The sequence below is a fragment of the Dietzia sp. B19 genome, assembly GCF_014145155.1.
Taxonomy (GTDB): Bacteria; Actinomycetota; Actinomycetes; order Mycobacteriales; family Mycobacteriaceae; genus Dietzia; species Dietzia natronolimnaea.
In genome coordinates, this window is the sequence record NZ_JAALED010000003.1 from 1 (window position 1) to 1712 (window position 1712).

Annotated in this window: 2 protein-coding genes; one reads left to right on the forward strand and one right to left on the reverse strand. The window is 69.6% G+C overall.

Features of this window, described 5'->3' with window-relative positions; all coding sequences use genetic code 11:
• Positions 1–1345: DNA primase (dnaG, locus tag G6020_RS00105; protein ID WP_182609252.1), on the reverse strand; the 1345-nt coding region annotated here is incomplete at its 3' end.
• Between the two features lie 68 nt (positions 1346–1413).
• Between dnaG and G6020_RS00110 the strand changes: the two genes are divergently transcribed.
• A partial coding sequence (locus G6020_RS00110) for a TPM domain-containing protein (protein WP_182609253.1) occupies positions 1414–1712 on the forward strand: 299 nt, incomplete at its 3' end.

Sequence of the window (1712 nt, forward strand, 5' to 3'; positions counted from 1 at the left end):
CGCGCCCCCGCTTGCGGGCCTCCTCGCGGACGCGGCGCAGCACCGTCGCGGGATCGTCCCACCCCACCCAGCCTGCCAACTGCCGGGCGTACTCGTCACGCAGGGCCGAGTCGCGGATGTCCGCCACCACCGGCACGGTCTGGCGGAGCGCCTCGACCCGGCCCTCCGCGTGGTCGAGATCGTATTCCTCGAGCATGGAGCGGATGGCGAACTCGAACATCGGCACCCGGGCCGAGATCAGATCGCGGACGGCCGCGTCGCCCTTCTTCTGGCGGATGTCGCAGGGGTCCTGACCGGCGGGGGCCACCGCCACGAAGGTGCGGCCGGAGAACTGCTGGTCCCCGGAGAACGCCCGCATCGCGGCCTTCTTTCCGGCCTCGTCGCCGTCGAAGGTGTAGATGATCTCGCCGCGGAAGTAGTTGTCGTCCAACATCAGTCGCCGGAGGGTGGACAGGTGGTCCTCACCGAACGCGGTGCCACACGCCGCCACGGCCGTGGTCACGCCGGCCGCGTGCATGGCCATGACATCCGTATAGCCCTCCACGACCACCGCCCGGCGCTGGGCGGCGACGTCCCGCTTGGCCAGGTCCAGTCCGAACAGCACCTGCGACTTCTTGTAGAGCATCGTCTCCGGCGTGTTCATGTACTTGCCCAGGGTGTCGTCCTCGAAGAGCTTGCGGGCGCCGAACCCGATCACCTCCCCCGCGAGATTGCGGATGGGCCACAGCAGGCGCCGGTGGAACCGGTCGATCAGCGTCCCCCGTGAGCTGGTCTTGGACAGTCCCGCCGACTCCAGCTCCTTGGGCTCGAAACCCTGCCGCATCAGGTGTTTGCTCATGGTGTCCCAGCCCGTGGGCGCGTACCCGCACCCGAAGCGCTCGGCGTGGGAGAGGTCGAAGCCGCGGTCGGTGAGGAACGCGCGTGCAATCTCGGCCTCCGCGTCCTGATGGAGTCGCTCGGCGTAGAACTTCTGCGCGGCGGCGTTGGCCTGGACCAGTCGCGAACGGGTCCCGCGGTCGCGCTGGATCACCTGCCCGCCGCCCTCGTAGGAGATGCGGTAGCCGATCCTGTCCGCGAGCTGCTCCACCGCCTCGACGAAGCTGATGTGCTCCATCTTCATGAGGAAGGCGAACACGTCGCCGCCCTCACCGGTGGAGAAGCAGTGGAAATAGCCGTGCTGCGGACGAACGTGGAACGACGGCGTCTTCTCGTCCTTGAACGGGGACAGCCCCTTCATCGAATCCGCGCCGCCTGGTTTGAGCGCGACGTACTCGCCGACGACCTCCTCGATGCGAGTGCGTTCGCGGATCGCGGCGATGTCCTGCTCCGGAATCCGCCCTGCCATGCCGCCCAGAGTAACCGCCCGGGCAGGAGACCGGCGTGCCCCCTGCGACGGGCCGATACGCTGGCCGCATGATCGCACCCCCACCCCGCCCCCTCGCCGTCCGGAGCCCACGGTCCCGCACGGTGGCGGCCGTCGCGCTCCTGTCGGCGTTCCTCGTCAGCCTGGTCGGGTGGGCGGCGCCCTCCGCCTCGGCGGAGCCGCCGTCCCGGCTGCAGCAGCAGGTCACGGATTCCGCGGGCGTGCTGGGTGCGGATACCGCCGCCGTGGAGAGCCGGCTCGCCGAACTCCGGTCGACCGACAACATCCAGCTCTGGGTGACCTACGTCGACAGCTTCGACGGCGTGCCGGTCCAGCAGTGGGCGCAGGA